Raw genomic sequence first — 25,944 nt, forward strand, 5'->3', positions numbered from 1 at the left:
CGTGCGCCGGCGACTACGTGTCGCCCTCGTGGAGCGCGAACAGAAGGGTGAGGAACCTCGCTGAGCCTGACGCTCGTCTGTCCGAAAGGAGCTGCGGTGATCGGCACACGATCTTGACAGTGACCAGCCACTTCACAGAAATATGAGGCGCGACCCCGCGCCGGCCCGCCACGGGCCTCCGCGGATCGCCCAGCGACGCTTTTGCTTGACAGGTCGCGGGCCCGGTGTTGAGATCACGCCGTGGCCCAAAAGATGAAACGCGGGAGGAAGAGGGGCGCGGTCCTCCCCGAGCGGACGAACGCGCACCTGCGGCTTCGCGTCAACGGGGAATCCCGGGAGGTCTCCTTCGCGCCCCACAAGACGCTCCTCGAGGTCCTGCGCGAGGACCTCGGCCTGACCGGCACCAAGCACGGCTGCGAGCTGGGGGAGTGCGGCACCTGCACGGTGCTCCTCGACGGGAAGCCGCAGCTGTCGTGCCTGGTCCTCGGCCTGGAGTGCGAGGATCGGCCGATCGTCACCGTGGAAGGGCTGGCGGACGGACCCCGGCCGCACCCGCTGCAGACTGCATTCGCCGAGCTGGGGGCCGCGCAGTGCGGCTACTGTACCCCCGGGATCCTGTGCGCCGCCAAGGCGCTCCTGGACTCGAGACCGGATCCGACGCGCCAGGAGATCAAGGAGGCCCTGTCCGGAAATCTGTGCCGCTGCACCGGCTACATCAAGATCTTCGAGGCGGTGGAGCTGGCCGCCAGGCGCCGGCGCGATCCCGGCGCGCAGCCTGCGCAGGAGGTCCTCCATGGCCGCCGCATCTAGGGGAGCCCTGCGTGTCGTGGGCTCCTCCGTCCGCAAGGTGGACGGTCTCTCCAAGTGCGCGGGCGTCACGAAGTTCGCCGACGACATCGTCCTGCCGCGGATGGTCTTCTGCAAGCTGCACCGCTCGCCGGTGCCGCACGCGCGCATCGTCAGGATCGACACGTCGAAGGCCGAAAGGATGCCGGGGGTGCTCGCGGTGCTGACGGGGCGGGATCTGCCGATCCCCTTCGGCATCCTGCCGGTGAGCCAGGACGAGCACGCCCTCTGCCCCGACAAGGTGCGGTTCGTGGGAGACCCTGTGGCCGCCGTGGCTGCCCTGGACGAGGACATCGCGTTCGAGGCCATGAACGCGATCCGGGTCGAGTACGAGCCGCTCGATCCGATCCTGTCGATCGAGGACGCAATCAGGAAGCCATCCCCCCGCATCCACGACTACGGCGACGAGGGGAACATCCACAAGAAGGTCGCGCTCGAGTTCGGCGACGTCGGGCGCGGCTTCGCGCAGGCGGACGAGGTCCTCGAGGACACCTTCTACTACGAAGGGAGCACCCATCTGCCGATGGAACAGCACGCGGCCGTCGGGATGGTCGATCCGGATGGCAAGGTGACGGTCTGGTCGAGCACCCAGACGCCGCACTACGTGCACCGCGCCCTGGCGAAGGTGCTGGAGATGCCGCCCGCGCACATCCGCGTGATCGCCTGCCCGAACGGGGGAGGTTTCGGCGGCAAGAGCGACCCGTTCAACCACGAGATCGTCGTCGCGAAGCTGGCGCTTCTCACCGGCCGGCCGGTGAAGATCACCCTGACGCGCGAGGAAGTCTTCTACTGCCATCGCGGCCGCCATCCTGTCCTGATGCGGATCAAGACCGGTCTCACGAAGGACGGGGCAATCAAGGCGATGCATTTCAAGAGCTACCTCGACGGGGGCGGCTACGGCTCGTACGGTGTCGCCAGCACCTACTACACCGGGGCTCTGCAGACGGTCACCTACAACGTGGAGAACTACAAGTTCGAAGGACTGCGCTGCTTCACCAACAAGCCGCCCTGCGGGCCGAAACGCGGCCACGGCACGCCGCAGCCGCGCTTCGCGCTCGAGGTCCATCTCGACAAGATCGCCGAGAAGCTCGCGATCGACCCCGCGGAGCTGCGCCTCCGGCACCTCGTCCCGCCCGGCTCGTTGACCGCCAACTACCTGCGGGTCGGCTCGATCGGCCTGGGGAAGTGCATCGAGGCGGTCGTGCGTGGATCGGACTGGAGCCGGAAATTCCGCCGCCTGCCGCGCGGCAAGGGGATCGGACTGGCCTGCTCGTCCTATCTCTGCGGGGCCGGGCTGCCGATCTACTGGAACAACATGCCCCACACCGGCGTGCAGCTGAGGCTCGATCGGGGAGGGGGTGTCGCGGTCTTCTGCGGCGAGATCGACATCGGCCAGGGGTCCGACACCGTCCTCGCCCAGGTGGTCGCCGAGGTGCTCGGCATCGACCCGTACGACATCCGGATCGTGTTCGGCGACACCGACCTGACGCCGGTCGATCTCGGCTCGTACAGCAGCCGCGTGACGTTGATGATGGGGAACGCCGCGATCCAGGCGGCGGAGCGGGCGCGGGAGATCCTGGCGAAGGGGGCGGCCGAGAAGCTCGGCGTTCCCCCGGAACGCCTCGGGTTCGCCGACCGGCGCGTCTTCGACGTCCAATCACCGGAGCGGGGCATGACGTTCCCGGAGGCGGTCGTCCTGGCCGAATCCAGGTTCGGAACCATCGGCACGGTCGGCTCCTACACGCCGCCCCCTTCCGCGGGACGGTACAAGGGGGCCGGGGTCGGACCGTCGCCGGCCTATTCCTACAGCGCCGCCGTGGTCGAGCTCGACGTCGATAAGGAGACAGGGTGGATCCGGGTCGAGCGGGTCCATCTGGCGCACGACGTCGGACAATGCATCAATCCGGTCCTCGTGGTCGGCCAGATCGAAGGAAGCGTCTACATGGGACTGGGGGAGGCGCTCATGGAGGAGCAGGTGTTCCGGGCGAACCGGCAGGGCGTGCACAAGGCCCCCTCCATGCTCGAATACAAGAGTCCCACGACCATGGAGATGCCCGACGTGGTCTCCTACATCATCGAGGACCCCGACCCCAACGGTCCGTTCGGGGCCAAGGAGGTCGGACAGGGCCCGCTCCTGCCGATCCCCCCCGCCGTGGTGAACGCCGTCTACGACGCCGTCGGCGCGCGCGTCGACGAGATTCCCGTGACCCCCGACAAGATCCTGAAGGCGCTCGCCTCACCCGCGAAGCGGCACGGACCGAAGGGGGTGCCGGACGTGACGTGGCCGGAGCCGATCCGCGTGCCGACGCCGTGGGAGGCGGGCACAGCACCCGCGCCCGGACGCGCGGCGGCATCGCGGCCCGCTCCGATCACACGGGAGCCACGGCCGTGATGCGACTCCCGAAGTTCCGCTACCGCGCCCCCTCGACCCTGGCCGAGGCCGCAGCCATCCTGCACGGCGAGGGACCGCGGGCGATGGTCGTCGCGGGTGGCACCGACCTCTACCCCAACATGAAGCGCCGCCACCAGACGCCGGCCACGCTCGTCGGCCTCCGCAAGATCGAAACGCTCCGGGGTGTCAAGGGGAGTCCCGCGCGCGGCGTGTGGATCGGGCCGGGAACGACGCTGACGGAACTCGAGGAAAGCCCGCTCGTGCGGCGGCACTACCCCGGGCTCTACCAGGCGATCCACTCCATCTCGACGCCGATCCTGAGGAACATGGGGACTCTAGGCGGCAACATCTGCCTGGACACACGCTGCAACTACTACGACCAGAACTACGAGTGGCGCCGCGCCATCAACTTCTGCATGAAGTGCGACGGCGACACCTGCTGGGTGGCGCCGGGGAGCGACATCTGCCTGGCCGTCTCGTCGAGCGACACGGCCCCCGTGCTGTGCGCCTACGGCGCGCGCTTCCACCTGCTCTCGAAGAAGGGGGAGCGCACTCTCGAGGCGAAGGACCTCTACAACCGCGACGGCATCCAGTACCTGACCAAGCGCGCGGACGAGATCCTCACCGGCATCACCCTGCCGTCCGGGGCGGCGCGGTTCCGATCCGCCTACCGCAAGCTGCGCCGGCGGGAGGCGTTCGATTTCCCGGTGCTCGGAGTGGCCGCGTGCGTGCGCGTGGAACGGGGCGTCGTCACCGACGCCCGCCTCTGGCTCGGCGCCGTGTCCATGGCCCCGGTCGAGGCGCAGGCGGCCCAGGCGGCGCTCGTCGGGCGGCCGCTCACCGATGAGGCGATCGAGGAGGCCGCCGGTCTCGCCTACCCGCTGGCAAAGCCGGTGGACAACACCGACTTCGCCCTGCGCTGGCGCAAGGAGATGGCCCGCCATTTCGTCCGCGACGCGCTCGGGGAGATCCGGCGGGGCTGAAGGCCGGCTGGCGGGGGTGCCGGGCGGCGTGTTCGCCCGAGCCGGATGAGGGCCTCTCCTCCGTAATCCCAATAATTCCCGGTTGACATGAAGTCCGCCGCGGCGTACATGGACCCCAAGACGAGCCCCGGCGGGCTCCCGGGACGGCCGGAGACACACTTTACCTTACGCACTGAACAGGACATCCCTCTGATTCTGGAAGGGTTTTCGCCCTCCTGATGCGGGGGGAGGGTATCTGGAGGAAGATTGCATGTGGCATCAGTCGAACCTTCGCAGAGTGCTCCTGCCGGTCGTCGCCATCTGGCCGCTGATCCTCATGGCCGCCTCCGGAGGCCCGGGTTTCGCGGCGCGCGACGCTGGGCCGGTCCCCGCCCTCGAGTGCCCCCCATGCGACGACTTCAACCCGTGCACCGTCGATTCGTGCGATGTCGCGAACGGGACGTGCAGGCACGACCCGCTCAACTGCGACGATGGCAACTCGTGCACCGTGGATTCGTGCTCGTTCGACCCGGTGCATCCCGCTTCGGGGGGAGGCTGCGTCCATGAGACGCAACAGGCCGGAACGGCGTGCGACGACGGGCTGATCTGCACGATCGATGACATCTGCAGCGACACGGGGGCCTGTGTCGGGGCGATTCAGCCGGCCGGGACCGCGTGCGACGACGGAAACTCGTGCACGGGACCCGATGCCTGCGACAATGCCGGTCAGTGTTTCGGGCAGCGCGCGTCCCACACAGGGTCTCGGTGCGACGACGGAAACCTCTGCACCTCCGACGATAAGTGCGTTGCGACGGATTCAGGATCGATCGTGTGCCAGGGCATCTCGACTCAGTGCGACGACGGCGATCCCTGCACCCAGGACACCTGCGATCCTGCCACGGGCCTTTGCGGTTTCGCGCCGATCGACTGCGACGACGGAAACGCCTGCACTGTGGACGCCTGCGATCCGGCGATCGGTGCCTGCGTTCGCAGCAACAACCCGGGTCCCTGCAGCGACGGCAACCTCTGTACCGAGGACGATGCGTGCAACGGTGGGAACTGCCTCGGCAGTCCCAGGGTCTGCGACGACGGGAATTCGTGCACGGCGGATACCTGCGACCCGGTCAGCGGCTGTTCGTTCACTCCGCGCCCCGACGGCTCGGCGTGCGACGACAGAAACGCCTGCACGACCGGCGATACCTGCAGCGGCGAGACCTGCATGGGCGGGGCGCCGCCGATCTGCGACGACGGCAACCCCTGCACGAACGATTCTTGCGATCCGGCGGGCGGATGCGTCCATGCGAACAACAGCGCTCCGTGCAATGACGGCAACGCCTGCACGACGGGTGATACGTGCAGCGGCGGGACCTGCGCGGGAGGGGCGCCGCCGAACTGCGACGATGGCAACCCCTGCACGACCGACTCCTGCGATCCCACGACGATTGGATGCGTCCACACGAACAACAGCGCTCCGTGCGATGACGGAAACGCCTGCACGACGGGCGATACGTGCGGCGGCGGGACCTGCGCGGGAGGGGCGCCGCCGAACTGCGACGACGGCAACCCCTGCACGACCGACTCGTGCGATCCGGCCAGCGGATGCGTCCATGCGAACAACAGCGCTCCGTGCGATGACGGCAACGCCTGCACCACGTCGGACACGTGCGGCAACGGGACCTGCGGAGGAACGCCCCTGGGATGCAACGACGGAAATCCGTGCACGACCGATTCCTGCAACCCGGCGAGCGGCTGCCGGCACGATCCCAACACCGACCCGTGCAACGACTCTAACGCCTGCACGACGTCGGACACGTGCAGCAACGGGATCTGCGGGGGAACGCCGATCGGCTGCGACGACGGCAGGGACTGCACGCTCGACTCGTGCAATCCCACCCTCGGCTGCGTGCACCCCTACGATGCGCGTCTGCCCGACAGCGACTCGGACGGCGTCCCCGATTCCTGCGACAATTGTCCGGCGGCGGCCAACCGCCTCCAGCTCGACTGCAACGGCAACGGCCTCGGCGATGCCTGCGATCCGTCCCTCTACGATGTCCGGCTCCTGACCAACACCGCGCAGGGGAAGGGTTCGGGCGAAGTCGTCTGGACCACGGTGTGCGAGACCGATCTGCGCGGATTCAACATCCTGATGATCGATAACCAGGGCGGTCGCACGCGACTCAACAACGTGCCAATCCCGTGCACGGCATGCATCACCGGGGGATCGGACACCTACTCGACGCTCATCCCGAAGCACAAGAGCGGCCGCAACATCTATCTTGAGGTGTTGTACCGCACGTCGGTGAGCCTGGTCGTCGGCCCGGCGGTGAAGCAGTAGGACCTCGGGAATCGCCGGGCCGTTCCGCGCCCGCGGACCGGCCCGGCGATCCCGCTGCCTTGACCTCCTCCCCGGGCATCGCCTAGAGTCGCCCGCCATGACGAACGGCGAGCCGCACCGGGCGCAACCGCGCAAGGCCTCGACCCTCCATCTCGTCTTCATGACCTACTCCGTCATCTGCAGCGGGGCCTACGGCCTGGAGGAGATGATCTCCGGGTCGGGGCCGGGCATGGCGCTCCTGACGCTCGTCGTGCTGCCGTTCATCTGGGCGGTCCCGGTGGCGCTGGCGTGCGCGGAGCTGTCGGCGCGCTACCCGGTCGAGGGTGGGTACTACAGGTGGGCGCGGATGGCGTTCGGCGACTTCACCGGGTACATGGCTGGCTGGCTCGTGTGGCTCGCCAATCTGGCGACCAACGCGGCCTTCGCCGTCCTGTTCGCCAACTACCTGCGCTACTGGATCCCGGACCTGTCGCACCTGTGGAACTGGGTCATCGCGGTCGTCGTGATCTGGGTGACGGTGTACATGAACTGGCGCGGCATAAGGCCCGTCGGCACGACGTCCGTCGTCCTGACACTTCTGATCTTCCTGCCGTTCCTCGGTCTGACGCTCGCGGGTCTTCTCAAGTGGCGCTACAACCCCCTCGTGCCGTTCGTGGCTGCCGACAAGTCACCTCTGGTCGCCTTCGTGGCAGGTCTGGGGATCGCCATCTGGCTCTACTCCGGTTTCGAGAAGCTGACCACCAACGCTGGAGAGGTGGAGAACCCGTCGCGCGCCTTCCCGATCGCCCTGGCGTTCGCCGTGCCGATGGCGTCCCTGAGCTACATCCTTCCGACCTTCGCGGCCCTGGCCGGGAACGGCCACTGGAACGAGTGGAGGGAGTCGTATTTCTCCGTCGCCGCGCAGGAGCTCGGGGGGCCGGCTCTCGGCATGGCCATGGCGGCGGGAGGGCTCGTCAGCAGCACGTGCCTCCTGATGGTCACGATCCTCGGCCAGTCGAGGCTGCCCATGGTCATGGCGGAGGACGGTCTGTTCCCGAAGGGGTTCGCGCGAACGCACCCGCGATTCGGGACACCGACCGTGTCGCTCCTGGTCGGCGGCCTCATTCTGACACCGGTGGTCTACCTCAAATTCGAGAAACTGGCCGGTGTGTTCTCCGTGGTCCAGGTCCTGGCGTATCTCCTGATCTTCGCGGCGCTCCTGCGTCTGCGCGCGCACGCCCCTCCACAGCAAGCGATGCCGGCGGCGGGAGCGGGCGGCAGGCCGTTTCGCATTCCCCTCGGGACCGTGGGTCTGGTGCTGATGATCATCCCGTGCGTCATCCTCTCGGCCCTGGCCGTCGTTCAGAGCGTCCTGACCGATGGAGCGTTCGATGCCTGGAAGGGACTCTCCATTCTCGTAGTTCTGGCCACGGGTCCAGTGACCTTTCTCGTGTTCCGCGGCAAGGGTCGAGCGCCGGGCCACGTGGCCGCCCCCTGAAGGAGCCCTTGCCCCCGTTATGGCGTCCAGTCATTTTTTTCGGAAGGGTCTAGACACCGGACGTTCACTTCGGGGACAATGCTCGCCATTCATGGGACATCCGGTGTGCAGTGAAGCAGGGAGAGTACCGCGTTTGCGGTAGCAGCGACCGGACGGCCCAACTTTTCGGAGGTTCAGTCAGATGCCCAAGGGTAAGGTGAAGTGGTTCAACGACAGTAAAGGGTACGGTTTCATTACCCCGGACGACGGAGGCAAAGACGTCTTCGTCCATCACACGGCGATCCAGGCCCAGGGGTTCCGGTCGCTCGCCGAGGGTGATGCGGTGGAGTTCGAGATCGAGCAGGGACAGAAGGGACCGGCCGCCGCCAACGTCCGCAAGGTCTGACCCGAACGCTCCGATAGACTCCCTGCGGGCCGCCCCATCCGGGGCGGCCCGCTTCATTTCAGGGCCTGATCGAAGAAGTCCACGAGGCGCGTCTCCATGTAGCGCCGGTCGTCCTCGCCGCGCGGCAGGTGGCGCTCGTCCGGAAAAATCAGGATGTCGTAGCGCTTCTGCGCCGAATTGAGCGCGTTCATCAGCCGGGCCGTGTGCCGGAAATGAACGTTCTCGTCGATCATGCCGTGCACGATCAGCAGGCGGCCCGAGAGGCGTGATGCGAGAGGGAGGAGGGAGCTCCCGCGATAACCCTCCGGATTGTCCTGCGGCCGGCCCATGTAGCGCTCCGTGTAATGCGTATCGTAGCCGTCCCAGTCGGCGACCGGGGCCCCCGCCACCGCGGCCCTGAAGAGCTCGGGCGCGAGCAGCAGACAGCGGGCCGCCATGTACCCGCCGTAGGACCAGCCGTAGATCCCGAGGCGCTTCCCGTCGACGTACGGCAGGCCGGCCAGGTATCGGGCCCCGGCGACCTGGTCCTCGACCTCCACGGAGCCCAGATGTCCCGCGAGCGCGGTCTCGAACGCCTTGCCGCGGCGGGGCGTGCCGCGGTTGTCCAGCCGGAACACGACGTAGCCATGCCGTGCCAGATACTGGGCACGCAGGTCGGCGGTCACCTCCCAGCCGTCCATCACCGTCTGCGCCGTCGGTCCGCCGTACACGCGCACGATCGCCGGATACTTCGCTCCCGGCTTCAGCGGCTGCGGCCGGTAGAGCGCGCCGTGCAGGACGCTGCCGTCCCTCGCCTTGAGAGTGACGAGCTCGGGCGGGCGCAGGGCCAGGCTCCGCGGCTCGGGATCGGAGTTGGCGTCCAGGACACGCACCTGCCGGCCCGAGGCATCCTTGAGGACGGCGCGCGGCGGGGCGGCGGCGCTCTCATGAACGTCGACGAAGAGGCGGCCGTCGCGCGCGCAGGTCGTCTTGTGCCAGCCCGGCTCGGTCGTGACCCTGGCCGCGGGACCGCCGTCGAGCGCGACGCGGTAGAGATGCCGCTCGGTGACGCCGTCCTTCGCCGCGCTGAAATAGACCAGCCCCTCGATCTCGTCCACCCCCTCGAGATCATCGACCGCCCAGTCCCCCTCGGTCAGTCGCCGGACCAGCGACCCGTCGCGGGCGCGCAGCTCGAGGTGCCGGAAGCCGGTGGACTCGCTCGACCAGAGAAATCGTCCGTCGCGCAGGGGACGCAGATCGTCGTGCAGGTCGATCCAGGAGTCCGAGCGGTCCTCGAGGAGCGGCCTGACGTCCCCGGTCCTCGGATCGGCCCGCAGGAGTCTCAGGCTCTTCTGGTCGCGGCTCTCCACCTGGACCAGAAGAGAGCCGTCCTCGTCGAAGCGCACGCGGGCCAGGTAGAAGTCCTCGTCCTTGTCCGAGATTCGGACCCAGACCGTCTCACCACCGCCGGCCGGGACGACCCCGAGGCGGACGCGCGCGTTCGGCCCGCCGGCGAACGGGTAGCGGGGAGACTCGACCTCCCAGGCCGCCTTCCCCTGGTGGACGATCGGGTAGACCGGGATCGTGGTCTCGTCGACCTCCGTGTAGGCGAGGCGCGTACCGTCGGGTGACCACCAGAAACCCGAGGCGCGGTCCATCTCCTCCTGGGCGATGTACTCGGCGATCCCGTAAAACAGGCCGTCGCGCGCCCCCGAGGTCAGGCGGCTCTCGGCGCGCGTCCTGATGTTCAGGACGTACAGCTCGCCGTCCCGCGCGAACGCCACGCGCGTCCCGTCGGGGGACGGCTGGGGGTCGATCTCGGACGACGGTGTGTCGGTGAGGCGGTCCGCCTCCTGCCCCGGCCGCGCCAGGTAGACGTCGCCGCCCGACTCGAACACCGCGACGTCGGCGGAGGCCGCCAGGTGGTACTGCGTGATCCCCTGGTCCTGGATCCTCTGCCGTTCGCGGCGCAGGATCTCCTCGGCGGTCAGCCCCTTCCCGCCGGCGGAGGGCGCCCGGGCGATCACCTGGCGGGCGCCGGTCGCGACCTCTTCGCGGAACAGGGACCGGGCGACACCCTCCCCCTCGAGACCGAGAAAGTAGAGGTACCGGCCGTCGTGACCGAAGCGGAAATGCGAGGCGACCCGCGCGCCGGGCGGGGGGTACCGCGCGACACGCTCGAGAGTGAGAGGGTCCTGCGTGTCAGGACCGCGGCCTCGTTTGCGTCCTTCGCCCTGGCCCGGCGCTGCGGCGAGGACGAGCGCGAGGCTCGTCAGGATGAGGGGATGGGGCATCACGTCGCACCTCCGCTTGTCCGGGCCCGGGGCGTGGTTCCCGCCCCGCCTGGAGGCCCCCGTATAGGACGGGAGGGCGTGTGGAGTCAACCGGGCGGAATGCTCCCTCGTCGAGCCCGGATAAAAAAAGGGGGTCCCGGGCCGAAATTGGGGATTGACAGCAGCGAGTTACCATCTTAAATAGATGATGCGCGGAGACCGGAGGGGGGCCTTCCCGGGATGCAGGGTCTCAGAAACGAGAGACGCCTCGAAGATCTGCGCCGCCGCAACGAAAAACTCGAGCGTCTGTGCCGCCTGACAGCGGATATCGCGCGTCTGGGCGACGAGCGCGCCACCCTCAAGAAGGTCGTCGATACGGCCGCCAGCCTGATCGGCGTCCAGGGGGCCCATCTGGCGCTCGTGGACAAGGATGAGAGGGCGCTTTACGGAGTCATCAGCTCCGGTCGCCACCCGGAGGACGCCCCGCGGCTGAAGCTCCAGTTGTCCCGCTCGGCCGCGGCGCAGAAGGCCCTCAAGAGCGGCCGACCGGTCGCCATCAAGAACGCCGCGGACGACGCGCGCGTGAACTCGCGCGCCCGCCAGATCATGGCGATACGTGGTGTCGCTTACCTGCCGCTCCTGAGCGGAGAGGAGAGCTTCGGCCTCCTCATCCTGATCACGAAGCGGCCGCACGTCTGGGCGCCGGGAGAGCTGGACCTCGCGCGGCGTTTCGCCGACGTCGCCTCCGTGGCCCTCGAGAACTCGCGCCTCATGACGCAGCTCGCCGAGACCGAAGTCCGCTTCCGCAGCCTGGTGGAGCACGTTCCGGCCATCATCTATCGCTGCGACGTCGATCCGCCGTACCGCACGCGCTACGTGAGTCCCCAGGCCAAGGCGATGCTCGGGTTCTCGCCGGAGGAGTGGCTCGGTGACGCGACGTTCTTCATGAAGATCATCCACCCCGACGACGCGGGGGCGTTGGTGGAGTTGAGCGAAGAGGCGGTGCGCAACAAGGGGTTCGTGACCTCCGAGTACCGTCTTCTCGATAAGTCCGGCGAGATCCGCTGGTTCCGCGACGAGGCCATCCTGGTGCGCGACCCGTCCGGGAGACCGATCGCCTGGCACGGGGTGCTGGTCGAGACGACCGGCATGAAGAAACTGCGGCACTGAGGGACCCGGCCGCCGAATCGGCGCGCTCTTGCAACGCCGCCCCGCGTTCCTGTAGGCTCCGCGCCCATGGGCCTCATCGGAATCGCGATCCTGCTGGGGATCGTCGAGGGTCTGACCGAGTTCCTCCCCGTGTCCTCCACCGGCCACCTGATCGTCGCGGGGCACCTGCTGGGCTTCCGCGGCGAGACCGCCGAGACGTTCGAGATCTTCATCCAGCTCGGGGCGATTCTGGCGGTCGTGGTCGTGGAACGCCGCGTGTTCCTCGATCTGCTCCGGCCGCGGGCGCGGGCCGGCTTCGCGGGGCCGCGGGGCTGCGGCCTCCTGCTCGTGACCACGGCCCCCGCGCTGGCGGCGGGGGCTCTCGTGCACGACTGGATCAAGGACAACCTGTTCGGGCCGGGCACCGTCGCCTGCGCCCTGTTCGCCGGCGGTCTGGTCATCCTCGCGGTCGAGCGCTTCCACTCCCTTACGACCACCACGAGCGTCGACGACCTCGGCTTCCGCCAGGCGCTCGTGATCGGACTGTTCCAGTGTCTGGCGATGTGGCCGGGGGTGTCGAGGTCCGGGGCCACGATCGTCGGCGGCCTCCTGTGCGGACTGGAGAGACGGACCGCGGCCACCTACTCGTTCGTCGCGGCCGTGCCGGTGATGGCCGCCGCGACGCTGTACGATCTGATGAAGAGCTGGTCCCACCTGGGGTCCGCGGACATCGCGCCCTTCGCCATCGGGTTCGTCGTCGCCTTCGTCGCGGCCTACGCGGCGATGCGAACGTTCGTCGCGTTCCTGGGACGCTACACACTGCGCCCCTTCGCCTGGTACCGCATCGCGATCGCCCCGGTCATCTACTTCCTGGTGAAGTGAGATGAGTTGGAAACGCTGGTTCCTCGGGACGCCCCTCGAAACGGAGCGTTTCCAGGAGGAACGGCTGCGGGTGCCGATCGCCCTGGCCGTCTTCTCCTCGGACGCCCTGTCGTCCGTGGCCTATGCGACCGAGGAGATCCTGCTGGTCCTCAGCATCGCGGGCATGGCGGCCCTCGACTACTCGATGCCGATCTCCGCGGTCATCGCCCTTCTTCTGTTCATCGTGATCGTCTCGTACCGCCAGACGATTCACGCCTACCCGGAGGGGGGCGGCTCGTACATCGTGGCGAGGGAGAACCTCGGGACGTTGTGGGGTCTGATCGCCGCCGCCGCGCTCCTGCTCGATTACATCCTGACCGTGGCCGTGTCGACCGCCGCGGGCGTGGCGGCGGTGACCTCCGCGTTCCCGGGTCTTCTGCGCGACCGGGTGGCGCTGGGTCTGCTGTTCCTGTTCCTCCTGGCGGTCGGCAACCTGCGGGGCGTGCGGCAATCGGGGCGCATCTTCGCCTTCCCAACCTACCTGTTCATCTTCTCGATGTCCGCCCTCATCGTCACGGGCATCGTGCGCGCCCTTTTGGGCTACCCGGCGGTCGAGCCGCCCGTGGCGGCGCTTCCCGAGATCCAACACGACTTGAACCTCTGGCTCCTGATGAAGGCGTTCTCCGCGGGCTGCGCCGCGCTGACGGGCATCGAGGCGGTGAGCGACGGGGTCCAGACATTCCGCAAGCCCGAGGCGCGCAACGCCTCATTGACGCTGATGATCATGGCCGTCATCCTGGCCTTCTTCTTTCTGGGGACCTCCTACCTGGCGCACGTCTACACGGTGATCCCCGGCGCCAGGCAGACGGTCGTGTCGCAGCTCGGGCGGGCGATCTTCGGCGCCGGCCCGCTCTACTACCTGATGCAGATCGCCACTGCGTCCATCCTGATGGTGGCGGCGAACACCTCCTTTGCCGATTTCCCTCGCATTTCGTCGATCCTGGCGCGCGATCGCTTCGTCCCCCGCCAGCTCGCCAACCTGGGGGACCGTCTGGTCTACTCCAACGGCATCCTCATCCTTGCGGGGTCGGCGGGATTCCTGCTGATCCTGTTCGGGGGGAACACCCACCGGCTGATCCCGCTGTACGCGGTCGGGGTCTTCCTGGCGTTCACGCTGTCGCAATCGGGGATGGTGATGCGGCACCTGAGACTGAAGGGGGAGCGCTACCGTCTGCACGCGGTCATCAACGCCGCCGGGGCGACCGCCACCGGCGCGGCCCTCCTGGTGATCGCCACAACCAAGTTCCTCCAGGGGGCCTGGATCGTCATCCTGCTCATCCCTCTGTTCGTCATCTTCTTCCTCAGGACCCACCGGCACTATTTCTATGTGCGGCAGCAGCTCTCGCTGCGCGAGATCGAGCCGGAGCGTCCCCTGCGCCACACCGCCATCGTACCGATCTCGGCGGTCAACCGGGCCACCGTGTACGCCGTCCGCTACGCCAAGTCGATCGCTCACGAGGTCGAAGCGGTCCACGTGGCGATCGATCCGGCCCGGGTCGATCAGGTCCGGCAGCAGTGGAAGGCGTGGGGCGGAGGCGTGCCGCTGCGCGTTCTCGAGTCCCCCTACCGGTCGATGGTCCAGCCGCTGGTCGATCACATCGACGACCTGATGCACGGCCGCCGCCGCAACGAGATGGTCACGGTGGTCCTGCCGGAGTTCGTCACCGCCCACTGGTGGGAAGGGCTGTTCCACAACCAGTCGGCCTTCCTGATCAAGGGCGCCCTGCTGTTCAGGCCGGGCGTCGTGGTCACCAGCATCCCGTTCCATTTCTCCCGCTGAGCAGGGCTCGCCCTCCCCGCGGGATGCCGCGCGCGGGGCCAGACGCCGCTTTGATGGTAAGATGCGCCGGTCTCGGATCCCCTGCTCCGGGGAGCGCTCAGCCGAAGGAGGACAGGAGATGCATCGTCTTCTCATCGGTCATCGTGGCGTGATGATCATGGCCGTGCTGGTCCTGGCCGTCACGGCCGTCGTCGCGGGCGACCACGTGACATGCACGAAGTCGGCGGGGGAGTGCGCCGCCCACATGAAGCAGATGTATCAGACGCGGGGCTGGATGGGAGTGGAGCTGGAACAGAACGAGGACGGATCCCTGCGCGTCACGGCGGTCGTCGTCGGCAGCCCGGCGGAGAAGGCGGGGGTCAGGGTGGACGATACCCTGGTCTCGGTCAATGGTGTCACCCTCTCCAAGGACACCACGGAATCCGCCATGATGAAGGATGACGACTGGAAGATCGGCGGGTTTCTCACCCTGGGCCTCAGGCGAGCCGTCGACAGCCCGACAGTCAAGGTGAGGCTGGAGAAGATCCCCGAGACGCTGCTCGCGAGGATCATCGAGACCCACGCCAAAGAGTATCACCCGATCGCCAGGAACTGATTCAACCGGGGATGTCATGTCCGACGACGAGAAGCGGCGGCACCATCGATTCCTGGCGCTCCTCGAGGTGAGGGCGGTGCCGGGAGAGCACGTTCCTCCCGATCTCAAGTTGATGACCATCGACATCAGCAGCGGAGGCGCCCGCTGCGCCTCCAACCGCCCGATCGAGGCGGATATCCTCATCAAGATGACATTGCACCTCGTCGGCGGCGACCTGCGCGCGCCGATGATCCTGGATGTCGATGCGAAGGTCCTGCGCTGCGGGGAGCGGCCGGGCGACATGCCGAGCCGCCGCTACGAGATCTCCCTCCAATTCACGAGGATGGAGACTGAAGACAGGAAGCGGCTGCAGGCGTACCTCAACAGCCTGTAAGGGTCCGATTCCATCCACGCCGAAACGCAAAAGCCCCGGAGGCGGGAGCCTCCGGGGCTTCTTTCATCAGTGGTCCTTGTCGCCGTGGGCGATGCGACCACCCGCGAGACCGGTTAGACCGGTTTGACGTTCGAAGCCTGCGGGCCCTTGGTGCCCTGCGTGACTTCGAACTCGACCGCCTGACCCTCCTCAAGCGAGCGGTAACCGCTGCCCTCAATGGCCGAGAAGTGGACGAAGACGTCCTTGCCACCCTCGATCTCGATGAAGCCGTAACCCTTGCTGTTGTTGAACCACTTGACGCGACCTGTTGTTGCCACGAACCTTACCTCCGCCTCGTCATGAGGCTGATTGCACCGGGACTCCGTGTCCCGGAGGAGGAAGCTCCGGTTCTGCCGAACATTAAAAAAGCCCCAGGGGGTCGTGCGTCCCTGGGGCCATTTCATAAGTCCAACCAGAAACCTCACTTCCTACAAGAAGAAACAGTAAGGGTTCGGGGGAAAAAAGTCAAGAAAAAAATCAGATGTCGAGGGCCTTGAGGAATTCCGCGTTCGTGGGGTATTTCGACAGCTTGTCGAGAAGCTTCATCATCGCATCCCGCGGCTTCATCTCGAAGAGGACGCGGCGGAGCTTGTGGATGCGCGGGAGGTCCTCCTTGGTGAACAGCTTCTCTTCCTTGCGCGTGCCGGACTTGGGGATATCGACCGCGGGATAGATCCGCTGCTCGAACAGGTCGCGGTCGAGGACGAGCTCCATGTTTCCCGTGCCTTTGAATTCCTGGAAGATGACGTCGTCCATCCGGCTGCCGGTGTCCACCAGGGCCGTGGCGATGACCGTCAGGCTCCCGCCCTCCTCGGCCTTGCGCGCCGCGCCGAACAGGCGGCGCGGCTGCTCCATGGTGCGCGCGTCGAGCCCGCCGGAGAGCGTCCGGCCCGTGCCCGGGGTGGCCGTGTTGTGCGCGCGCGCCAGCCGGGTCAGGGAGTCGAGCAGGATGACCACGTCGCGGCCCACCTCGACCAGACGCCGGGCGCGCTCGAGGACGATACGAGACACGGAGACGTGCTGCCGCGCCATGTCGTCGGAGGAGGAGGCGATCACCTCACCCCGCACGTTGCGCTTCATGTCGGTGACTTCCTCCGGCCGCTCGTCGACCAGGAGCACGACCAGGTGGATCTCCGGATGGTTCCGCGAGATGGCGGCCGCGATCTTCTGGAGGAGGGTGGTCTTGCCGGCGCGCGGTGGCGCGACGATGAGGCACCGCTGCCCCTTGCCGATCGGCGTCAGGAGGTCGATGACGCGCATCGACAGCTCGGCGGGCTCGGTCTCCAGACGGATTCTCTCCAGCGGATCGATCGACGTCAGCTCGGAGAACGGCCGTCTCTTCGCGAACTCCTCGATCGGCATGCCGTTGATCGAGCGCACATCGACGAGACTGGCCGTGCCCGGTCCCGGCGCCCCGCCGTGGCCCGCGTGCCCGCCCCGGCCCGCCTGGCGCTGGTGACCGTGCCTGGGGTCGTGCGCCGGGCGTCCGCCCCGCGGGGACGCCGAGGCCATTCCGTCGATCTCGACCCCTTCGATTCCCCCCCCGTTGAGACGGTGGTTCGCCGGGCCGAGACGCAACAGGATGTCGCGCGGCACGAAGACGTCCTCGGGGGAGGGCCGGTAATTGCGCGCCGCCTGCCGCAGGAACCCCCCGTTCTCGTTGAGGATCTCCAGCACCCCACCCGCCTCGATGGTCGGCGCTCCGGCCTGCGGTCTCGAGTCCCGGGGATGCGGGCTCCCGTGGCCGTGGGCGGATCCCTGGACACGTCCGGTCTCGCCCTGTCCCGCGCCCCCCTCCTGGCGCGCGCCGCCGCGCGGGGGATTCGACCGGCGGTGCCGCCAGTCCCGGTGGTGCCGGTGGTTGCGGCGATGGGCGGCGTGGCCGTGCGCGTCCCGCCCCTGGGCGCCGTGACCACCCTGCCGGGGGTCCGTCGACGGAGAACGGTCCTCCCCGGAGGCGCCGGACGGCGAGCCCGGGTCCGCGGGCGGCTTTTGCGCCCCGGAATCGTGGCGATGCGTCGAGTCGGGCCGGCCATGCACAGGCCGACCGTGATCGTGATGGCTCTTTTCAGTCAAGGGCTAAGGCCGTTCCTGATGGAGGGGGAGGAGAAACCCCATTGGCGTGACAGGTCATGGTAGCCGGATCCCCCCGTCCGGGTCAAGGCCGGGAACGCCCGGGGCATCCCCGGTTCCGGCTATCCCGGTCATCGGCTGGCCGCAGCGCGGCATCTTCTTTATATTGGTGGGCATGCCTTCTCTGCCCCGGTCCCGCGCAGGACGATGGGCTCTGCTGGGCGCCGGGGTCCTCCTCTGCGGCATGGTGGTGGACGCCACGCTCGTCGAGCCGAACTGGATCGAGGTCGTGCGCTCGGTCGAGTACCTGCCGATGATTCGCCCGATCGCCCCCGACCTGACGCTCGTGCACATCAGCGACATCCATATCGCGTCACTGGGGTATCGCGAGCGGCGGGCGATCGAGATCATCGACAGCGCGCACCCGGACATCATCGTCATCTCGGGCGACCTCGTCCGCGGGCACGATCACCGGGAGGAGCTCCGATCGTTTCTCGGCGCGCTGCGCGCGCGTTACGGCAAGTTCGTCGTCTGGGGCAACCACGACTACGGGGACCGGGTCCCCGGAACCTGGGGTCCGGAGGTCGTGGAGAGCGCAGGCTTCACCCTTCTCCGTAACAGCAGCAGGACGATCCTCTACCCGGGAGGGAAGATCGTGATCGCCGGTCTCGACGATCCGGTCACGGGACACGACAACCTGAGGCTCGCCATGGCGCGCGTCTCGCGCAGCGACGCCTGCATCCTCGTCGCCCACAGCCCCGACGTCGTGCGCGATCTGGGCAACTGGGACATCGATTTCGTCCTCGCGGGCCACACGCACGGCGGCCAGGTGCGCCTGCCGATCATCGGCGCGCTCTATATCCCGTACGCCTCGCGCGATCACCAGCAGGGATGGTACGACGTCGCACGGGAGGTGCGGTTGCACGTGAGCCGCGGGCTCGGCTGGTCGTGGCTCCCCGTCCGTTTCCTCTGCCGTCCGACCATCGACGTCATCACGCTGCGCGCCGGCGCGCCCCCCGGCAAGCGCGCCCGGAGCATCATCGGGCAGTCGTAAGCCTCGCGCCCTCGATCGATCCCGCCCCGCGCGATCGCCGGAGGGGCGCAGGACGCGCGATCTATTGACAGTCGATCAACTTCGATGTTATACCGGCGACGGATTTTTTCGATCGTCGATCGCATTCGGATGATGCCTCGGTGCGACGCGAAAGGGGGTGAGTGGCCATTCCGAAAAAGAAGAAAGGCGCCAAGAAGAAGGGGGGAAAGATGAAGAAGGGGAAGAGATAGGTCCCCCTTCATTGTGAACTGGCTCGCGAGGGGTGACGCCGTCACCCCTCTTCTCTTGTCCGCCGCACCGCACGGAGGCACGCGTGAACTCCTCGAGGACCTGGAAGAGCGGCGAGATCTGCAGAATCTCCGGAACCTACCGGTGCCAGAACTGCCATCTGGCGGGTCGCGAGCTCACCCTGGAGCTCCAAGCGGGGAAGGTCTTCCCGATGTGCAATTCCTGCCCGGAGAAGGACGTCACCTGGATGCTGATCCGGCCATCCTCCGCGATCAGGGCGACCGCTTGATCTCCCGGCGCTCCCGCAGGCGCGCCTTCAAGTCCCTGATCTCCTTGAGCCGCTCGACCAGCGTCTTCTCGTAACCGACAGGCTTCGGCTCGTAGTACCGCCGCCCGCGCACGCGGTCGGGCAGGCACTCCATGTCCGTCGTCCCTTCCTCGACGTCATGCGCGTACTGGTAGTCTCTGCCATAGCCGAGACTCTTCATGAGTCCCGTTGGAGCGTTCCGGATCGCGAGCGGGACCGGGTCGGTGAGACCCGCGTCCAGATCCTCGCGGACCCGGCCCAGGGCGACGTACAGCGCGTTGCTCTTGGGCGCGAGCGCCAGGTAGACCGCCGCCTGGCCCAGGGCCAGGGTCCCCTCGGGCATCCCAAGGAAGTCGAACGCGTCCTTGGCGTCGAGAGCGACCCTCAGAGCCTGCGGGTCGGCGTTCCCGACGTCCTCCGACGCGAAGCGCACCATACGTCTCGCCAGATACAGCGGGTCCTCTCCCGACTCGAGCATGCGCAGCAGCCAGTACAGGGCGGCGTCGGCGTCGCTGTTGCGCAGCGACTTGTGCAACGCCGAGATCAGGTTGAAGTGCTCTTCGCCGGCCTTGTCGTAGAGGAGCGGCGCGCGCTCGGCGGCCCGCGCGATCGAGGCCCGGTCCACGGGGCGCGTACCGTCGGCCGCCTCGGCCGTCGTCGTCGCGAGAAGCTCCAGGATGTTGAGCGCCCGCCGCGCGTCCCCTCCGGACAGGGACGCGAGGTACAGGAGATCGTCCTCGGAAACTACGACGCGCCGGGAAGCCACACCCCGCGGAGACCGGACCGCCCGGTCGAGGATCAGAGCGAGGGCCCGCTCGGAGAGCGCCGGCAGCGTGTGGACGGTGCAGCGCGACAGCAGGGCGGCGTTCACCTCGAACGACGGGTTCTCCGTGGTCGCGCCGATGAGCGTGATGGCGCCGCTCTCGACGTAGGGCAGGAAGGCGTCCTGCTGCGCTCGGTTGAAGCGGTGGATCTCGTCCACGAACAGAATCGTTCGCCGTCCCGTGGCGCGCCGGTACTGCTCGGCCGCGCGCATGACGTCTTTGATCTCCTTGATGCCGGAAAGGACGGCGCTGAACTGGATGAACTGGGCCCGCGTCAGGCGGGCGACGAGACGCGCCAGAGTGGTCTTCCCGGATCCAGGCGGCCCCCACAGGATCATCGAACGGACCTGGTCGCGCTCGATCGCCGCGCGCAGCGGCCGTCCTGGGCCGATCAGCTCGTCCTGCCCGACGAGCTCGTCGAGAGTTTCGGGACGCATTCGATCGGCGAGGGGCGCCGACTCGGGCGCGCGCGCCGGGTCGCCGGGACGCGGGGAGTCCGGGTCCGATGAGAAGAGTTCCATGCCAGGAGGTTAGACGCGGACCGGAGGCCTGTCAATCAAGCCAGGGTGCGGCCGCCGGTCGCGCCCGGGGGAAGAGCCAGGTCTTCGCGGCCCGCCGTGCGCGGGCGCGCCACGGATCAGCCCGCGTTCTTCTGCAGCACCGGCATCCGGAGGGGCCTGTCCGCGGGGACGTCCTCGGCTCCGCCCTGACCGAAGCTGCGCAGGTCGCGGACCTTGCTGTTCGCCAGAGTGGTGACGACCGCGTCGTAGACCGACAGCGCCGCCATCAGAGACTCGCGGCTGTGCTTCTCGAACGACTTCAGCGCGCGGCCGATCTCGAGCTCGCCGAGCTCGCGCGGCTCGCGCTTGCTGGATTCCCGCACCGCCGCGACCGCCCCATTGATCACCTCCAGGGCGTCGGCGAGGATCCGCCGCTCCTCCGGCGTGAAGGCGCTGAACTGGTACGCGAGCTCGTAGACGTCAGACTTGAGTCTTTCCATCTCGGTCGCCCCGTTCTCCCAGTGCCGGCCGGTGAGAATCCATTCGATCGACGTGTGACCGATGCGCGCCAGCTCGAGCAGCCGCTTCACTTCGGGCAGGATACCGTTCTCGTACTTGTGCACCGCGGGCTGCGTGGCGCCCAGAAGTTCGGCCATCTGCCACTGCCGCAGCGCCTTGCTCTTTCGCAGGGACTTGATGCGTTCGCCAATGACGAGCTTGTCGAGTGGTTCCACGTTAGCTCCCGAGAGGAAGTGTATTATTCCGGGCCAGCAACGGTGTGCATTCCCCGGAAACCCGCGACCTGTCTGTGATTTCGGCGGAATTATACGGCGACGTCGGGGTGAAAGCAATGCAAATGATAAGCGATCGGAATGGTCGCCCGGGCGACGGCATCGCGGCGGACGAGGCTCGCCCGCGGCCCGTCCCTGGCCATGAAGCCCCTGATTTTTCAGCGACTTGGTGGACCGCCTTCGGGAAGCCCCCCGGTGTTCGGGGCGGGTCCACCGGTGCGGTAGTTCAGGCCGAGGAAGACGCCGACGTCGGGGGTGTTGTAATAGGGGTCGATGTTCTCGATGAAGGACCACTCCAGCTCGAATCCCGGCGCCATCCGGTGGCGAAAGCCCCCGGCGACCTCCATCGCCACCTTCCCCAGGTCGTTTCCCGAGCGGAACGGAAACGGTCCGGCGGTGCGGAGGGCCTGCAGGATGAGACAGGTGTCCGGCGTCGCGGAAAAGACATAGGCGCCGAACAGGCTGCGCGAGTTGTGCAGCGCCAGGCTCGGGGCGAGCCGCCATTCGCCGACCGAGTTGAAGCTGAACCCGGCGTGCGCCGTCGACCGCCCCCACCTCTTCGAGAGACGCAGCGTCCCGCCATAATCGAGCGAGCCGCTCCCATCGAGGGTATGGTAGTCCCCCGTGGGAAGCTTGGCGGAGAGCATGAGGGACATGGCGGGGGAACGGCGGCCCTCGACGAGCAGCGCCCCGGCCGCCGACAGGACCACATCGCCGAGCCGAAGGCCGCCCGGTGCCTCATCGGAGTACACCGTCACCCCGTCGCCGATGTACCCGGCGCGGAACTGGTTGTGATCGAAACCGGTGCGACCGCCGTCGGGCAGTCCGAATCGCTGATGGAATTCGTCGATGAGAGGGTCCATGAACCCGCGGTATTGCGACAGGAACGGCGCGTCCACGCCGAGCTCGAATCGCTGTGTGATCCCGACACGCGCCTGCAGCGTGGTCCTCAGAGTCTCGCCGTCGAAGATGAAAGCGGTCCGCGAAGGCTGGGCGTTCGCCACCATCTGCAGGACACCCAAGGTCACGATGCCGCGATACGACGGGTCCCGGTTGTAGAGCTCGACCAGGTCGTTGGTCGCGACCATGGTGTTCACATAGGACGAATTGATCGAGAAACGCGCCCCGAGCGGCGGCTGCAGCGCGGCGGCCGAAGGGGGCTGGTCCAGGAACAGGAGCTTGAAAGGAAACGGGTCGCGGATCGGCAGGGGGTCGTCGAGGCCGGAGGCGAATGCGAACCCGGGAAGCAGGAGTGCGAGCCAGAGAGCCGCGCGAGGACGCATGAGACGGCGCAGAGTAGCACGATTCGGACGAACGCACTTGACGCGCGGCCGCGGCTGCGATAGGAGGGCCCTTGCATGAGCCTCGTGCTTCAGGTCCTGCTCCTGCTCGCTCTGGTCACGGTCGTCTCGAAAGGGGCCGGAACCCTCAGCAACCGCTTCGGCCAGCCGGCCGTTTTCGGAGAGGTCCTGGCCGGACTCCTCCTCGGCCCGAGCCTGCTGAATGTCCTGCGCTGGAGCGTGTTCGCACCGCGCGCCGGGGACGCTTCCCGGCTCGATCTCGGCGGGATCGTGCAGGTCATTGCGGAGATCGGCGTCATCCTGCTCATGTTCGTCGCCGGGATGGAGACCGACCTCCGGGAAATGCGCCGGGTCGGGAGGGTCGCGTTCTGGGCCGCGCTCGGTGGCGTGCTCCTGCCGCTCGTGGGGGGCGCTGCTGCGGCCCGCCTGTTCGGGTACGGCTGGGGGGAGGGGTTCTTCATGGGCGCGGTGCTGACGGCGACCAGCGTCAGCATCTCGGCCCAGACACTCATGGAGTTGAAGAGCCTGCGCTCCCGGGAGGGAAGCACGATCCTGGGCGCCGCGGTCATCGACGACGTCATGGGGATCATCGTGCTGTCGCTCGTGGGCGCCTTCGTCGGCGGCGGTCACGCCGCACCCGTGGCGGCGCCTCCCGGAGGACCGGCCGCCGGCGGGCCGGGCGGAACGACGGTCGGCTCGCTCGCGGGGGTCGTCTGGGTCTGCGTGCGGATGACCTTGTTCTTCCTGCTCTCCTGGTTCCTGGGACGCCGCCACCTGGAGAGGCTCGCCGCGGCCGCGAGCCGCCTGCGGGTGAGCGAGCCGCTCATGGCCCTCGTGGTCGTGGTCACGTTCCTCTATGCCTTCGCGGCCGAGTACCTGGGCGGTGTCGCGGCCATCACCGGCTCGTACATGGCGGGTGTGCTGTTCGCCCAGACATCATTCAAGGAACGGATCGACCGCGGCATCCACCCGCTGGCCTATTCCTTCCTCGTGCCGGTGTTCTTCATCAACATTGGTCTGCGGGCGGACGTCAAGCAGCTCCTCGGCCAGATCCCCCTGACTCTCTTCATCCTGGCGATCGCGGTCCTGGCGAAGGTGATCGGCTGTGGCGGCTGCGCCTGGCTTGCGGGGCTGCGCTACGAGGAGGCTCTCAGGGTCGGCGTCGGGATGATCTCCCGCGGAGAGGTCGGCCTGATCGTCGCGGGATACGGCCTGGCGCACGGGATCATCGGCGGAGATATCTTTTCGGTGATGGTCCTGATGGTCCTCGTCACCACGATGATCACCCCTCTGTGGCTGCGCCGCGTCTTTCCCCGCGTGGAGGAGGAGAGGATCTAGCGCGGCGACGCGGTCAGCGACTCGATCGCCTGTTCCGCGTGGTCGAGGTCGCCGAGGGACGCGACACGGCCGCTCGCGTCCAGAAGGGCGTAGTAGGGAATGCCGTTCGCCGGCACCCCGTAGAGACGGACCACAGGACTGCGCCAGCCGCCCCCATCGAACAGCTGGACCCCGGGAAGGTGCTGATTGTAGACGAAGGCTTCGAACGCCTTCCGGTCCTCGTCGAGACTGATCCCGACGATCACGAGCTTCCCTTCGTAGCGCTCGGCGATGCGGCGGAGGGGGATGGCCGCGCGCTCGCAGGGGGGGCACGTGCTGGCCCAGAAATCCAGCAGGACCGGTTTGCCGAGGAGATCCTTCAAGGCGACCTCCTTGCCGTGCAGGTCCCGTCCCGTGAACAAGGGGGCAAGCGCTCCGGGCCGCAATTCCTCGGGGGGGACGGGGACCGCCCAGGTGCCGGTCAAATCCTGGGGGAGATCGACCGACAGCGTGCCCGCCCCGCGACCCAGGACGAGGCGCGTGCGGAGGGTCGGCTCCCGCGGAAGCAGACCCAGCACCTGCTGGGGCGTGATCGGATCGAGGTCGACCAGGCTGCGTCCGTTGACCGCCAGCAGGACGTCGAGAGGAAGGACACCGGCGCGCTCGGCCGGCGAGCCCTGCGCGACCTCCGTCACGACGACGCGGCCCGAGCGAATCTCCAGGGTCATCCCCGCAACCTTCACGACGGGGGCCGAGGGATGAGGGGCGCCGGTGGACGGCACGGGCGCGGCCGGCGGGATCGAGAATACGGTGCCACAGGCCAGGAAGAGGCAGACGGCGCCGAACAGCGGACGGGCGACCTCGGACCGTCGCCTGATGCGGTGGGATCGACCGGTCCTCATGGTGAACAATGGTATCATGCGCCCCCGCCGGCGGAGGGTCCGTGAGACGATGGGACGCGGACGAAGTCTGATGTCGTGGCGGACCTTCGCTGTCCTCGCCCTCCTCGCGGCGTTTCTCGCAGCCCCTCTCGCCTGCGCCGGAAGGGTCACCCGCGTGCCCTGGTCCGATATCCGCGAGCGCTATTTCATCGGCTTCCTGAAGAGGAACCCGGTCACGGCCACCTACCTGGGAGTCGACGGCTACAGTCCCGAGCTGGCCGACATCGACTCGACGCTCCCCGACGTCACGAAGCAGGGGCGGGCCTCGGAGATCGCCTTCTACCGCTCGATCCTCTCCGACCTCGAGCGGGTCGATCCGGCCTCGCTGCCACCCGGCGACGGCATAGACCGCGAAGTGGTGCGCGCGCAGATCCGCTTCATGCTTCACCTTCTCGAGGACCTTCATTACGACCAGCGGAGCGTCGACACCTACATGGTCGCCCCGTTCCGGGGCGTGGACTGGCAGATCCAGCAGATGGCCGGGATGCCGGATGGCGGGCGCGGCACGGTCGAGGAGTGGGAGCGCGTCGCGCGCCGCGTCCTGGCCGTTCCCCCGTTCCTCAGCGCCGTGCGGGGCGTCCTTCAGGACGGGATCCGCGCGGGGAACGTGCCGGACCACCGGATGGTGCAGTACGACGGGATCGAAATCGCGCGGAGCAACGCGAGCTACTTCGGGCAGACGCTCCCGGATCAGGCGTCGGGGTTCCTCAAGAGCCGGCCGTTCGCGAAGGATCTGACGAGGCGGCTGCGCCTCGCGGGGCAGAAAGCCGCCAGGGCCTTCCGGGACATCGGAGAGTTCCTCCAGGAGGCCTACCGGCCGTTCGCCGATTCCGATCGCTACGCCTGCGGCGAGACGGAATACGACTGGCGGCTCGTTCACAATCTCCGGCTCGCGGACGGCCAGACCGCCGCGGCGCTCTTCGCGGGGGCGCAGGCCAGGGTCGAGGAGACCCAGGGCCTTCTCGTCGAGGTGGCGAAGGACGTGGGCAGGAGGAGAGGGCTCAGTCTCGACTGGGGAAGCCGGGCGGCGACGCTCGCGTCGGTCCGGGCCGTGATGGACGACCTGTCGCGCGACTACCCGCGGAGCGACGAGGAGATGTTC

General features: G+C 67.9%; 23 protein-coding genes. 16 read left to right on the forward strand and 7 right to left on the reverse strand.

The genetic code is table 11. The features are described from left to right. Positions 1-252 precede the first annotated feature (252 nt). The 6 genes from VEW47_11940 (at position 253) to VEW47_11965 (ending at position 8,397) form a co-directional block, all read left to right on the forward strand. The gene (locus tag VEW47_11940) at positions 253-810 is read left to right on the forward strand and encodes a (2Fe-2S)-binding protein (GenBank protein ID HYS05893.1); all 558 of its coding nucleotides are present in this window, start codon (positions 253-255) and stop codon (positions 808-810) included. Next, complete coding sequence (locus tag VEW47_11945) at positions 794-3,238, forward strand: molybdopterin cofactor-binding domain-containing protein (protein ID HYS05894.1); 2,445 nt, start codon at positions 794-796, stop codon at positions 3,236-3,238. Before VEW47_11940 ends, VEW47_11945 begins: the two co-directional genes overlap by 17 nt. Beyond that, the gene (locus VEW47_11950; protein ID HYS05895.1) at positions 3,238-4,221 is read left to right on the forward strand and encodes an FAD binding domain-containing protein; all 984 of its coding nucleotides are present in this window, start codon (positions 3,238-3,240) and stop codon (positions 4,219-4,221) included. The genes VEW47_11945 and VEW47_11950 overlap by 1 nt, the downstream gene beginning before the upstream one ends. 250 nt (positions 4,222-4,471) lie before the next feature. Beyond that, complete coding sequence (locus VEW47_11955) at positions 4,472-6,535, forward strand: hypothetical protein (protein ID HYS05896.1); 2,064 nt, start codon at positions 4,472-4,474, stop codon at positions 6,533-6,535. A gap of 97 nt (positions 6,536-6,632) precedes the next feature. Further along, positions 6,633-8,012: an APC family permease gene (locus VEW47_11960; protein ID HYS05897.1), complete on the forward strand. Its 1,380-nt coding sequence runs from the start codon at positions 6,633-6,635 to the stop codon at positions 8,010-8,012. A 181-nt stretch (positions 8,013-8,193) separates the two neighbouring features. After that, the gene (locus VEW47_11965; protein HYS05898.1) at positions 8,194-8,397 is read left to right on the forward strand and encodes a cold shock domain-containing protein; all 204 of its coding nucleotides are present in this window, start codon (positions 8,194-8,196) and stop codon (positions 8,395-8,397) included. A gap of 53 nt (positions 8,398-8,450) precedes the next feature. Here the strand turns inward: VEW47_11965 and VEW47_11970 are convergent, their stop codons facing one another. After that, entirely contained in the window at positions 8,451-10,670 is a 2,220-nt protein-coding gene (locus VEW47_11970) for a S9 family peptidase (protein HYS05899.1), read from the reverse strand. A gap of 219 nt (positions 10,671-10,889) precedes the next feature. On the opposite strand from VEW47_11970, the gene VEW47_11975 reads away from it, so the two are divergent. From VEW47_11975 to VEW47_11995, 5 genes are all read left to right on the forward strand, one after another. Further along, positions 10,890-11,819, forward strand: coding sequence for a PAS domain-containing protein (locus VEW47_11975; GenBank protein ID HYS05900.1), 930 nt, complete (start codon positions 10,890-10,892; stop codon positions 11,817-11,819). 66 nt (positions 11,820-11,885) lie between these two features. After that, positions 11,886-12,680 (forward strand): undecaprenyl-diphosphate phosphatase, encoded by a 795-nt coding sequence (locus VEW47_11980; GenBank protein HYS05901.1) that lies wholly within the window; start codon positions 11,886-11,888, stop codon positions 12,678-12,680. Position 12,681: 1 nt separating this feature from the next. Next, positions 12,682-14,499 (forward strand): APC family permease, encoded by a 1,818-nt coding sequence (locus VEW47_11985; GenBank protein ID HYS05902.1) that lies wholly within the window; start codon positions 12,682-12,684, stop codon positions 14,497-14,499. A 118-nt stretch (positions 14,500-14,617) separates the two neighbouring features. After that, positions 14,618-15,094 carry a PDZ domain-containing protein gene (locus VEW47_11990; GenBank protein ID HYS05903.1) on the forward strand — a complete coding sequence of 159 codons (477 nt, stop codon included), beginning with the start codon at positions 14,618-14,620 and terminating at the stop codon, positions 15,092-15,094. Between the two features lie 16 nt (positions 15,095-15,110). Then, the gene (locus VEW47_11995; protein ID HYS05904.1) at positions 15,111-15,467 is read left to right on the forward strand and encodes a PilZ domain-containing protein; all 357 of its coding nucleotides are present in this window, start codon (positions 15,111-15,113) and stop codon (positions 15,465-15,467) included. 113 nt (positions 15,468-15,580) lie between these two features. On the opposite strand, the gene VEW47_12000 is transcribed toward VEW47_11995, so the two are convergent. Both VEW47_12000 and rho read right to left on the reverse strand, forming a co-directional pair. Further along, positions 15,581-15,784 (reverse strand): cold-shock protein, encoded by a 204-nt coding sequence (locus VEW47_12000; GenBank protein ID HYS05905.1) that lies wholly within the window; start codon positions 15,782-15,784, stop codon positions 15,581-15,583. A gap of 199 nt (positions 15,785-15,983) precedes the next feature. Continuing rightward, a complete protein-coding gene (gene rho / locus VEW47_12005; GenBank protein ID HYS05906.1) occupies positions 15,984-17,183 on the reverse strand; it encodes a transcription termination factor Rho in 1,200 nt (399 codons plus the stop codon). A 63-nt stretch (positions 17,184-17,246) separates the two neighbouring features. Here rho and VEW47_12010 point away from each other — a divergent pair, with 63 nt between their 5' ends. The 3 genes from VEW47_12010 (at position 17,247) to VEW47_12020 (ending at position 19,150) form a co-directional block, all read left to right on the forward strand. Beyond that, positions 17,247-17,645, forward strand: coding sequence for a hypothetical protein (locus VEW47_12010; protein HYS05907.1), 399 nt, complete (start codon positions 17,247-17,249; stop codon positions 17,643-17,645). 109 nt (positions 17,646-17,754) lie between these two features. Then, a complete protein-coding gene (locus VEW47_12015; protein ID HYS05908.1) occupies positions 17,755-18,633 on the forward strand; it encodes a metallophosphoesterase in 879 nt (292 codons plus the stop codon). 313 nt (positions 18,634-18,946) lie between these two features. Continuing rightward, complete coding sequence (locus tag VEW47_12020) at positions 18,947-19,150, forward strand: hypothetical protein (protein ID HYS05909.1); 204 nt, start codon at positions 18,947-18,949, stop codon at positions 19,148-19,150. Here VEW47_12020 and VEW47_12025 read toward each other — a convergent pair. The 3 genes from VEW47_12025 to VEW47_12035 all read right to left on the reverse strand — a co-directional run bounded on the left by VEW47_12025 (position 19,134) and on the right by VEW47_12035 (position 22,566). Next, entirely contained in the window at positions 19,134-20,513 is a 1,380-nt protein-coding gene (locus VEW47_12025) for a replication-associated recombination protein A (GenBank protein ID HYS05910.1), read from the reverse strand. The two genes, VEW47_12020 and VEW47_12025, sit on opposite strands and share 17 nt — an antisense overlap. A gap of 116 nt (positions 20,514-20,629) precedes the next feature. Then, positions 20,630-21,226 (reverse strand): helix-turn-helix transcriptional regulator, encoded by a 597-nt coding sequence (locus VEW47_12030; GenBank protein HYS05911.1) that lies wholly within the window; start codon positions 21,224-21,226, stop codon positions 20,630-20,632. A gap of 215 nt (positions 21,227-21,441) precedes the next feature. Next, entirely contained in the window at positions 21,442-22,566 is a 1,125-nt protein-coding gene (locus VEW47_12035) for a DUF3187 family protein (GenBank protein HYS05912.1), read from the reverse strand. 75 nt (positions 22,567-22,641) lie between these two features. On the opposite strand from VEW47_12035, the gene VEW47_12040 reads away from it, so the two are divergent. After that, positions 22,642-23,922 carry a cation:proton antiporter gene (locus VEW47_12040; GenBank protein ID HYS05913.1) on the forward strand — a complete coding sequence of 427 codons (1,281 nt, stop codon included), beginning with the start codon at positions 22,642-22,644 and terminating at the stop codon, positions 23,920-23,922. Here the strand turns inward: VEW47_12040 and VEW47_12045 are convergent. After that, positions 23,919-24,803 carry a redoxin domain-containing protein gene (locus tag VEW47_12045; protein ID HYS05914.1) on the reverse strand — a complete coding sequence of 295 codons (885 nt, stop codon included), beginning with the start codon at positions 24,801-24,803 and terminating at the stop codon, positions 23,919-23,921. The genes VEW47_12040 and VEW47_12045 overlap by 4 nt on opposite strands. Positions 24,804-24,852: 49 nt before the next feature. Here VEW47_12045 and VEW47_12050 point away from each other — a divergent pair. Next, positions 24,853-25,944, forward strand: a 1,092-nt coding sequence (locus tag VEW47_12050; GenBank protein ID HYS05915.1) for a DUF885 family protein, incomplete at its 3' end; no start/stop codon positions are given.

Source organism: Candidatus Dormiibacterota bacterium (assembly GCA_035635555.1).
Taxonomy (GTDB): domain Bacteria; phylum Acidobacteriota; class Polarisedimenticolia; order Gp22-AA2; family Gp22-AA2; genus Gp22-AA3.

Bases quoted from the DNA above. Each gene is read 5' to 3' on its own strand.
- VEW47_11940 (HYS05893.1), top strand. From the start codon at position 253: ATGAAACGCGGGAGGAAGAGGGGCGCGGTCCTCCCCGAGCGGACGAAC.
- VEW47_11945 (HYS05894.1), top strand. From the start codon at position 794: ATGGCCGCCGCATCTAGGGGAGCCCTGCGTGTCGTGGGCTCCTCCGTC.
- VEW47_11950 (HYS05895.1), top strand. From the start codon at position 3,238: ATGCGACTCCCGAAGTTCCGCTACCGCGCCCCCTCGACCCTGGCCGAG.
- VEW47_11955 (HYS05896.1), top strand. From the start codon at position 4,472: ATGTGGCATCAGTCGAACCTTCGCAGAGTGCTCCTGCCGGTCGTCGCC.
- VEW47_11960 (HYS05897.1), top strand. From the start codon at position 6,633: ATGACGAACGGCGAGCCGCACCGGGCGCAACCGCGCAAGGCCTCGACC.
- VEW47_11965 (HYS05898.1), top strand. From the start codon at position 8,194: ATGCCCAAGGGTAAGGTGAAGTGGTTCAACGACAGTAAAGGGTACGGT.
- VEW47_11970 (HYS05899.1), bottom strand. From the start codon at position 10,670: ATGCCCCATCCCCTCATCCTGACGAGCCTCGCGCTCGTCCTCGCCGCA.
- VEW47_11975 (HYS05900.1), top strand. From the start codon at position 10,890: ATGCAGGGTCTCAGAAACGAGAGACGCCTCGAAGATCTGCGCCGCCGC.
- VEW47_11980 (HYS05901.1), top strand. From the start codon at position 11,886: ATGGGCCTCATCGGAATCGCGATCCTGCTGGGGATCGTCGAGGGTCTG.
- VEW47_11985 (HYS05902.1), top strand. From the start codon at position 12,682: ATGAGTTGGAAACGCTGGTTCCTCGGGACGCCCCTCGAAACGGAGCGT.
- VEW47_11990 (HYS05903.1), top strand. From the start codon at position 14,618: ATGCATCGTCTTCTCATCGGTCATCGTGGCGTGATGATCATGGCCGTG.
- VEW47_11995 (HYS05904.1), top strand. From the start codon at position 15,111: ATGTCCGACGACGAGAAGCGGCGGCACCATCGATTCCTGGCGCTCCTC.
- VEW47_12015 (HYS05908.1), top strand. From the start codon at position 17,755: ATGCCTTCTCTGCCCCGGTCCCGCGCAGGACGATGGGCTCTGCTGGGC.
- VEW47_12025 (HYS05910.1), bottom strand. From the start codon at position 20,513: ATGGAACTCTTCTCATCGGACCCGGACTCCCCGCGTCCCGGCGACCCG.
- VEW47_12035 (HYS05912.1), bottom strand. From the start codon at position 22,566: ATGCGTCCTCGCGCGGCTCTCTGGCTCGCACTCCTGCTTCCCGGGTTC.
- VEW47_12040 (HYS05913.1), top strand. From the start codon at position 22,642: ATGAGCCTCGTGCTTCAGGTCCTGCTCCTGCTCGCTCTGGTCACGGTC.
- VEW47_12045 (HYS05914.1), bottom strand. From the start codon at position 24,803: ATGAGGACCGGTCGATCCCACCGCATCAGGCGACGGTCCGAGGTCGCC.